This window comes from Marinilabilia rubra, assembly GCF_003121985.1.
GTDB lineage: Bacteria > Bacteroidota > Bacteroidia > Bacteroidales > Marinilabiliaceae > Marinilabilia > Marinilabilia rubra.
The window spans coordinates 60,350-70,846 of record NZ_QEWP01000023.1 but is presented as its reverse complement, the minus strand read 5'-3'; the positions used below and the strand labels follow the sequence as shown (position 1 = coordinate 70,846).

General features: G+C 42.6%; 5 protein-coding genes. All 5 read right to left on the bottom strand.

The window, feature by feature from the left end:
• Positions 1–152 precede the first annotated feature (152 nt).
• Positions 153–2,462, bottom strand: coding sequence for a glycoside hydrolase family 20 protein (locus DDZ16_RS18620; protein WP_109265993.1), 2,310 nt, complete (start codon positions 2,460–2,462; stop codon positions 153–155).
• Between the two features lie 291 nt (positions 2,463–2,753).
• On the bottom strand, positions 2,754–4,673 hold the full coding sequence (locus DDZ16_RS18615; protein WP_109265992.1) for a peptide-N-glycosidase F-related protein: 1,920 nt from the start codon (positions 4,671–4,673) through the stop codon (positions 2,754–2,756).
• Positions 4,674–4,708: 35 nt separating this feature from the next.
• A complete protein-coding gene (locus tag DDZ16_RS18610) occupies positions 4,709–6,175 on the bottom strand; it encodes an alpha-L-fucosidase (RefSeq protein ID WP_109265991.1) in 1,467 nt (488 codons plus the stop codon).
• A gap of 84 nt (positions 6,176–6,259) precedes the next feature.
• Entirely contained in the window at positions 6,260–8,920 is a 2,661-nt protein-coding gene (locus tag DDZ16_RS18605) for a transglutaminase domain-containing protein (RefSeq protein ID WP_109265990.1), read from the bottom strand.
• Positions 8,921–9,014: 94 nt separating this feature from the next.
• Positions 9,015–10,283: an ROK family protein gene (locus tag DDZ16_RS18600; protein WP_109265997.1), complete on the bottom strand. Its 1,269-nt coding sequence runs from the start codon at positions 10,281–10,283 to the stop codon at positions 9,015–9,017.
• Between the last annotated feature and the right edge of the window lie 214 nt (positions 10,284–10,497).

Genomic DNA, 10,497 nt, shown 5'->3' with positions numbered 1-10,497 from the left:
GCTAATCGAAAAAACAGATATACAAAGGGCTAGCAAGGTTCGGTCGACAAAAGGATTGATAGTTCATGCCTTTGGTCGTTTATCTGCTGCTTTTTTAAACTATGCTTTCAACCCTTGATTCACATTATTAACCAATTTTGAAGTGCCCCCCTTTATTCAACCACAATTTCGTCCACAAACAACCACGTTGGCTTTCCTTCTCCGGGATGCCCTTTGGGACAAACCCCGAAATTGGTGGCCGTAACTCTCACATACCTGGCTTCAACCCCACCTAAAACAGCCGTGTAATCGATGGTTTGGTTAGAAACATCATCCGGGTTTAACGGACAATCAACTGTTGCTACATTGGTGAATTTTTTCCCATCAAGCGAAACTTCAACATTCATCTTTTGGGCCGGAAAGATCCAGTCCTTCCGCTTTTGCAGAACACCCAGAATTACTTTATGAATTTTGGTTGTCTGTCCAAGATCGATCTCAGCGACCATGTCGGTTTCATTAAACCCGTGCCAAAACTCACCCACAGTCAGGGTCCCCCGTACACCATCAGTAAGACTATTCGGACCGTCTGCCATGTAATAACGACTTACCGGGTATTCATACTCAACTTTTCTTCCAATGGCTTTATGAATTTCGAAAGTCTGTGAAGCAGGCACCCAACCAAGAATCTTTCCGTCAGATACAGTGGAAGCTTTCAAAACACAACTTTCAGAAATTTCAATGGGCCCATTATACTTATGGCTTTTAAGATCAGGAATGGAGCCATCAAGGGTGTAAACAATGTCACCATCCACAATTTCGGTCTGAAGGGTAACCTTTAATTCCCCCTTACTCGACTCAGGTGTTATCACCACTTTGCTGTTTCCGGTATTGTAATTGAATCCTTTCTGATCGAAAGTACGGAAGTGCCAGCCTCTTAATCGTCTGTTGAAATTGATCCAGTCACGGTTTTCAGAGGGCGACCAAACCACTTCCGACAAGGCCAGCAATCTTGGTAGCACCATATACTCCAAATGCGATAAAGTAGCAATATATTCCGTCCACACATTGGCCTGGGCCCCGAGAACATGCTTCGCGGCCTTCTGATCCAGAACTTCAGGTACAGGCTCATAGGTATAAACATCTTTCAGGGTATTCATCCCGCCAATAGCGGCCGGTTCGCCCTCAGGTCCCGCCTGATAATGATCGAAATAACACGGAGAGCCGGGAGTCATCACCACATCGTGCCCCATGCGGGCCGCTTTAATGCCGCCAGCTTCACCGCGCCAACTCATTACGGTAGCTCCCGGTGCCAGTCCGCCCTCTAGTATTTCATCCCAACCGATAAGCTTACGTCCATGCAATGAAAGGAACTTCTCCATTCGTTTGATCATGTAGCTTTGCAGGCCATCTTCATCTTCAAGCTTTTCCTTACGGATGCGCTTCTGACACAAATCACAATTCTCCCATTGCGACTTGTCGACTTCATCCCCTCCCACATGAATAAATTCTGAAGGAAACAATTCCATTACTTCAACCAAAACATCCTGAAGAAATGAAAACACCTCCTCTTTCCCCGGACAATAAGCTGTTTGCACACCTTCGGGATAATCACCCCCCGTATTCACAAACTGAGGCTCTCCGGTACATGAAAGATGTGGATAAGCAGCTAGTGCAGCCACAGAGTGAGCGGGCAATTCAATCTCAGGAACAATGGTTATATTTCTGGCCTGGGCATAAGCAACAATTTCTTTGATCTGCTCCTGGGTATAATACCCGCCATATGTAGCTTTCTCCCCTTCCTTAGCAGGAGGACGTTCCGACCACACTTTATCCAGATGATCCACCCGCCAGGCACCTACCTCAGTCAATTTTGGATACTTTTTTATTTCAATGCGCCAGCCCGGATCATCAACCAGGTGCCAGTGGAAAACATTGAACTTATAGTTAGCCAGCAAATCAATGTAATGTTTTACTGCTTCAGGGGAGTAGAAATGCCGGCTAACATCCAGCATCATGCCCCGCCATTCGAAACGTGGATAGTCCACAATTTGCAACCCCGGAACCTTAAGCTGCTCATTGGTGCGAACGGAAGGAAGAGTCTGAAAAAGAGACTGCAAACCGTAAAAAAGTCCCCGGCGGTTATTAGCCTGAAGGGTAATAGCCTCAGAACTCACATTTAAACGATATCCTTCATCACCTATCTGGTTGTCCTGAATCACTTCAAAACGGATATTTTTGCTCTGCTCCACGTTATGAGGTAGTTCCAGCCCTGAAATATCTTTGATCTGAAGTGTCAGAAAAGCCGCGAGGCGTACCAATTCAACATCGTCTTTGTTGTACTGAATTGCTGTACTTTCATCAATCACAAACGTTTCTTCTGTTTCCTGCATTTCAACAGGAACCGGAATAATATCAACAGCATTTTGCGCCCCGCATAGCAAGCTGGCTAAAAACAAAGCACTAATTAAAACCAATTTAAACATTTCTCCCTCTTTACAACTTATCCTGTTCTCTTTATTAGCATGAACTGCGAGGCCCTTTCACCATGTTATTAAGAACTTACGGGCCATCAATCCAAAATTCTGTTTCCCATCCTCAGGAAAATCACAGCCCTTTCATCAGTAAATAATTTGTCTAAGTTATTTGTCTGATGCCTGCCTGACCGGTAGGCAGGGAACTCGCATAGTTGATTATTTGCATTCTCTTTTGAGGCAATCGTTGCCATGCTCGTTTCATTTCTTCAAGGGCTGCAATTACACAGTATATAATGATTATTAATCCCGGTTTATCCGGTCTTTATGCACCAGTTTATCATCCAGATATACTTCTACAACATATCTGCCTTTTGGAAGATAACCGATAAAGTATTCCAGTGTTCCTTGTTTAAAGTTGGTATACTCATGTACTTCAACAGGCTCTCCATCAGACATAAATCTAACTTTCATGTCTTTAGGACTTTCCAGGAAAGCATCCAGTTCCAGGCGCTCACGGGTTCTGCGAGGATAGATAAAGAAGGCATTTTGAGAAACTGTTGTATCCTGCTTAGCATCTTCGGTGGCTTTAAAAGCCAGAAACTGTCCGTTACCACAATCGCTCAGGAAATGATGGAGAATGTTGCCCTCCATATCCAGGAATCTGAGGTAACCATATCCGTGCTGGGGCTCAGCCCAGAATTCAAGACCATTACCTTCAGAATCGGTGAGTTCAAACTCATACAAACCGGGATCCAGTTTCAGAGTGTCCATGTAAACCGTATTAGAATCAGACTCCCATGGATTGCGCTGATAAACTGTGTCGCGCTTTTCATTAATCATAAACAAATGATTCTCTTCGGGGCGATAGTTGGTTTTGTATGCTACCACAAATTCCAATGGCAACTCCTTTAAAGACTTAAACTGAGATGTAAGTGCATTATCAGCTTTCCATTCATCCTTTTTTCCATTGGGACGTAAAAGCTCCACTTCAAAAAGATTCATGCCATCTTCGAAATCAACTATTCCGGGGAGATAAAGTGTGGTCTCCTCCCAAAAATCGAGAGCACCTGTCCATTTAAAAGTTTTGGTTTTAAAACCTTTGGTACCATATTTTATTTTCAACTCTGTAAGGGGATCACTTCCGAGATTACGAAAACGAATAACCGGCTCAAAAACAGCAGGATTAAAACGACCATAGTTCTGTTTCAGGCTGGGCACTTCAATTTCCTCTATGGCCACGTCATTTTGATGATTGGGTGCTTCATACTGAATAAAATAAGCAGCAACAACCTCCCGGCCTTCTACCTCTTTTACCGAGTCCACGTAAGGCATCATGTCCACATCGATGATATTCTCTCCTGCCTTAGCATCCACATTGTATACATCGGGCTTTTGCAAGTCTCCCGGACACCAGTGCCCCCGGTCATAAACCCATGTGCCTCCTTGTGGATACAATGGATTATCGCCACAATCTTTCCACAAATGACGCTTATCAATTACTTTATCATTGTAAACAACTTCACGCCAGCGGGTGCAGAACTCACTACAGTAATCAGGAGGGCCAAAGCCATGACCTGTATGCTGAATTCGGATTCTGCCAAAATCGGCTTTATCATCGTAATTTACCTTTACCGGTGTAAAATAATTCTCCACCGGATCATTGATATCCCCATAAGGAAAACTTCCTTTGTATAATTCTTTAATGCTGATGGGATTGGCAACTGCCGGTCCTGTATGAATTTCAAAGTTCACGGTAAGTGCCCATCCTAATTTCTCAGGTTCATAGCCGGAGTGCAAATATTCAACTTCCACACTATCGCGAAGAAGTGAGGCAAAGTCAGTCACATCCACCTCCCATGTATAACTCCAATCCCTGGTAAAACTACTACCATAAGGAGTTATTAAACGGCCAAGTTCGATATCCTCAGACTCCCCCTGAGTACCCCCCACTCTTCTCAGATAAATGTGATCCAGATAGTCCCAATGAGCAATGGCCATTGAATCGGGATGTCCAAGCGTCACCTGCATTTTTATCCGTCTTATATTTTCTGATTGAGAGGGAAAAACACCCCACTCGTAAAACGAATTAACACCCTTCTTTTGGTCTGTATTGATGGTAATGTGATCGTGAGTAGTGACGTTCAGGGTATCTTGTCCTGAAGCGTTGCCAGAAAAGCTCCACAGCGCAACGGCTATAAAAGCAAGTACCAGTTTCTTCATTCGTATATCGTTTTGCTAAAATTTTTAGAAATTAATTACTTAATCCCGGAAACCTTCACCACCCAGGCGTATTTGCTTGGGGGATTGGTTCTGAGTTTGTTTGGAATCGACACCTCAAAACCACTTCCCTGAGCTTTCCACTTCAAAGGCTTGTCGTATCCCAACAGGGTAACCTCAGCACCATCAACAGGCTGATGAGATTCCACTTCAATTTTGGATGGCATCTTTCCATCTTCACTTTGATCCATATAAATAAAGTAGGCGTTGCCTTCCTTTTGAGTCATTCCAATGTTGCTTTCTTTATAAGGTTCAAGAGTACGCGTTCCATAAATGGCTTCACCGTTGACTTTAATCCAGTCACCCATTTTTTCCAGCAATTCATAAGCACCCATTTGCCAGTCTCCATCAGGTCCCGGGGCAACATTGTAGAGCAGATTTCCACCCTTAATGACAATGTCAACAAGCATATGAATGGCTTCCTGACCTGACATATATTTGGCATTCGGGGTATAAGACCAACCTCCACCTGAGATAATACATGACTCCCATGGATAAGAAAGCGGTTTTTCAGGAACCCGGTTTTCAGGTGTCAGATAATTCTGGTTTTTCCCATGTACAGCCCTGTCAACTACAATAAGTCCGGGCTGTTCTTTCCGGGCTTTTTCAACCAGCTCATCCATCCTGATATCCTGATTGATGACTCTTGCTTTCAGGAAACCTGACTCCATATTTTCAATTTTTCTTTTGTATACTTCCTTTATCAACTCAGGAGACTTTTTAGCCACCCATCCACCGTCGAGCCACAAAATATCCATATCTCCATAATCGGTCATCAATTCCATGATTTGATTGTGGGTGAACTGCACATAAGACTCCCATTTCTCGGGATATGCAACAGGATCATAATTAACATTCCGGTCGGGAGTGGCAAAGTTTGACCACCAGTAATCATCGTTGTGCCAGTCGGGCTTAGAGAAATAGGCCCCAACCCAAAAATCTTCAGCACGGAAAGCATCAAATACTTCCTTGGCAATGTTGGCCCGCTCATTGATGTGGAAGGGACATTCTTCAGACGTCACTTTATAGTCAGTATATTTTGAATCGAACATACAAAATCCATCATGATGTTTAGTGGTAAACACAACATACTTCATTCCGGCATCTTTTGCAGCATCGGCCCATTTGTCCGGATTAAAATCAATGGGATTAAAAGTTTTTATTAAATCCTCATAGTCTTCTTTGTATGCAATATAGTCTTCATGTGGACGTCCACACCAACCCTCATCCTCAGCGCAAATACTCCATGATTCAACAATTCCCCATTGGCTGTAGGCGCCCCAATGCATCAACAGTCCGAATTTAAAATCCTGCCATTGCTCCAGCTTTTCCAGAACAAGGGGGTCGGTTTCAGGAACATACCGTTCATCTTCATAAATGGCCTGAGAGAAGCTATACGACATCCCGACCAACAAAAAAGCAAAAAGAAAACTAAGATTTTTCATTTCATAGAATTTAAAGTGATCAATAAAAAACGGAAGCCACGCATTTTCCGTTGAAAAGTAAAAGGATAAAACCGGCTTTCTAAATCAATGAATTGAGCAGGAAACTGCCACCTGGTTCAGGACATCATCGCCAATACCTATGCGGTAGCCGGATGATTGAAATACCAAATTCCCTGAAGCACTCACTACTAAAACTGCCGGCATTTCCTCTTCCATGATTATACCCAATTCCCTTTCAATATCAAGTAACCATTCCGACTCATCAATTAGAAAAACGGAACGATTGGGCAAACCATCGTATTGATCGATGGAAAATGCGGGTGTAATTTTTTCCGGCTTAAGCAACAAGGCTATACTTCCCGGCCATTTATCAAAACTACTGCCCAAACGAGTCAGGTCGTTTACCAAATGCCGGGATGGTTCTCTTGCAGGATCTATCCAAATGAGCACCAACCCGTTTTCACCTGCAAGCTGGTTCAGGCTTATGCCCTCTTTAGAAGAATATTCCTCAAATGTGCGATTCAAATCAATGGTCAAATCACCCTCAAAAGCCTTTATATTTCCTTTGTCAGGAATGACCAATGAAACCTCTTCTGTTTTCCCCTGTTGAACATCAAAGAAGACTCTCCGTGTTTTAGATGAACCATCGGGAAGGCGTTTAACAGTTACCAATGAGTAGGATCCTTCATCCAACCCAAGGCTGGCAGGAAAACTCTCAAAGACTTTAGACGATGCATAATCGAGAGTTTCATACCCTCCCCCCTCAAACTTATTCAGGGTGAAATCTTTGTAATATTTTGGCACATTCCCTGAGGGAGTATTCCCTGCAAGGTTTATTAAAATGTTGCCCTTAGGTCTGTTACCAATTTTACCATTTACAGGATCGATATCTATCCATTCACCCTCAATCAAAACCTGTGACTGTTTGCGCACTTTGTCAACTCTTGATGCAATGCCCATACTTCGGGCGACAGCAACAAGAAAGATATTCAATGAATTTCTATCTGCTACTCTTAATTCTAAAACTCCGACCGGCAACTGTGGTACGCCCCAGGGATTGGCTTTTTCATTCAACTGAATGTTTTCATTCACCCATTTTGCCAAGAGTACAGGAGAAACCTGACATTTTTGAATAAACGCAGGTTCAAAAAACTGCTGAAAATCTTTCTTATAAGCCGAAAGTAGTTCGTTGTGAATACGGGGATTAAAAACGTATTTCTGATAGATTTCATCCGGGTATTTAAGAGGATTGGCAGAATAATCAAGATGGTCTATTAATACCTTTAATGGGGTGTCTCGCCTGTCTTTCATAGCAATCACATCTAAAAGCATCATAGCCTTTTCAAGATTGGCCCCACCTGCATATTCCAGGAAACGCCTCACTACAGGCCAGTTACCCCTGCTCGCTTCAAAAAGAGAAAAAACTTTCACAGGATCAAGATTCAGTCTATTGGCAAAATCAACCGAAGCAGTTGAGTCGATAAATGTATTCTCGTAGGCCGTTCTAAGAGAATCCCCATATTGAAGTCTTTCTGAATGACCTTTGCGGTCAACCTTACTGTGATCGGCTGTTGCGCTTGGAGCCGGGGCATGAATAAGATGATTGATGACCATCCCTGCTTCAGGTTTCTCTCTCAATACAATTTCGAGCGTATCGGTATTAGGAACAGCCAGTTTTTTCCAGGCATATTGTCCTTCTGCATTCACCCAAACCATAAGATCACCCAGTCCGGTTAAAAATTCACAAACTCCATCTGAATTGGTTTGAACCGTTGCTATATCATAAAACTCAGCAAAATTGGGTAACTGAAAGCTGACTTCTGCTCCCTCAACCGGACTGCCACCCCCGTCTTTAACCTTCACCCGGATTTTTTTTGTTCTGGCGTATCTTGTGAGAGTATTTACTTCGGTGTAGAAAGGGTTGGTAGCAACCACTTCATCATAGGTTTTAATATGTCCGTAGGTTCTGTGATGGGTGAGCATAGCCCGGGTAGCAGGACTTTCGAACCAACCCATATTCAATTCAGGTTCTGGTTCGCAGGCACCCATAAAATACCAGTTGCCATCTACCCAAACCTCAACCCAGGCATGATTATCATTGGTGTGAGGCCATCTGGGCGTATAAATCTGACGGGCAGGAATACCAGCTGCCCGCATAGCAGCGACAGTAAAAGTAGATTGTTCGCCACATCGGCCGTATGCAGTTTTTACGGTATTGAGAGGAGAGCTCGTACGGTATTCATTGGTAGAATGATAAATGACTTTTTCCTGACACCAATGGTTAACTTCAAGCGCCGCCTGTTTCATGTTAAGCCCCTGCAATCTCTCCTTTAGTTCTTTGTAAAACACAACACGTGCTGTATCCAGATACTCATTGTTTACCCGGTGAGGCAAAACATAATGAAGAAATATATCATTTGGAATCTTTGCCCCCCAGGGGAAAGTATTACGGGCCTTAAGAGCATAGCGTGCATGCAGGAGATAAAAAGTTCCGCTGTGGTTGGAAAGATCACTTAATGGCATGTAGGCATAAAGAAAATCCAACGCCTCCTTTTCTGCCTTCGAAATATTACTATCGTATAGAGAGAATAATTGGTCTGAACGATGAACGGCAAGCTCTTTTTGTCTTTGCAGGCTTTGTCTGACATCCTCCTGCATGTTAGCATCCTCTATCAGTACACCGGAATTGGTGCAACTGAATAAAACGCCGGTAAAAAAGACCGATAGTAATAATTTATTTAGCATCTCGTGAATTCTGTATATATGTAAATTTCAACTCTTTTAAAGCTAAAAACACCGTAACACGCCTCCACAAAATGAATCTGAGTTTCCGGTCTTTTTACTTTGTCAGTTTGGCTTTTTTCTTGGTATAAACACTGCCCAATACATCGAAAACATCTTCCATAACGACCGCAAGACCACCTTTAAGGCCAATTTCTTTACCAAGCTCAGAATTCTTGATGGTCACTCCCTCACTAATTTTGTGCATTGCGTACTTGTTAACCGATTGCTGAATAGGAATGGTAAGGTATTGGTCTGCTTCAGCCATTTTACCACCCAACACAATCATCCCGGGGTTAAACAGCTGAATCAGGATGGAAATTCCCTTTCCAAGGTGCTCACCGATGTCTGACAATAAATTAATTGCAAACTGATCGCCTTGAAGGGCAGCATCTACAACGGTTCTTAAATCAACATCGTTAACATCACCTTTGGCAAAGTGAGACATTAAGGAGCTTTTTCCTTCCAAAATCCCTTCGCGGGCATTACGTACGAGTGTTGCTCCGGCAGCAATGGTCTGCAGACATCCGTTTTTGCCACAGATACATGAGGCTCCGTCTTCAACCATCGGAATATGACTGAATTCCCCGGCAAAACCATTGGACCCGCGATACAATTTTCCATTGAGAATAAGGCCCAGACCGATTCCCCAGTCGAGAAACAATACCATGACATCTTTTTGATTTTTGGCAATTCCAAACCGCCAAACGGCCAATGCCACTGCTTTAGCATCATTTTCAATAAATACTGGCAAACTCAACTGCTCCTGTAAAATACTCGTTACAGGACGATCACCATAGTTGAGATAAGTATAGTTGTATCCCCCTTTTGAATCCACCAAACCGGGTAAACTAAGTCCGACTCCAATAATTCTCTTGAAATCAACACCGGAGTCGACAACAAACTTCCGGATTTCCCTCACAAGAACCTCCAGTGTAGAAACCTCATTATCAAGCTCAAGAGAAAAGCTATGAACATCCGTAACCTGTTCATTAACACTGTTAAAAACAGTCAACTGAGTTTGATGAATGTTCATGTCAACACTAACAACATAAAATGCATCATCTTTGAGACCATACAATTCAGGTTTGCGTCCACCTTTGGATAGCCCATATCCCTTTTTCTCTATAAGATCTTGCTCCATCAACATAGCCAGAATGGCATTCCCGTTAGGAGTACTGATTTTCAGATGACTGCAGATATCAGCCACCGGATTGGGCCCCTTAAAGTAGAGAAACTTTAATATTCGTACTGAAAGAAGATACTTCTTCTTCTCCAGGCCGGACAATGTCGTCAGCAAATAGCTGTTGAATAAATAATTTTCCATTTTTCGTTTCAAACCAAAATAATTATTCTTTACAAAGCACACATTTTTTTTTCTTTCTTGCAAGACTTTTGCAAAAAAATAATAAAAGAAATTGTGTTTTTTCTAATTTTTGTATATTCGCACCCTATAAGAAAGCGTTATAAACGCTCATAAGTATAAGGTTAATTTCTTTTTTATTATTATAACATCAAAATTAATTGCTGTAAAATAAAAT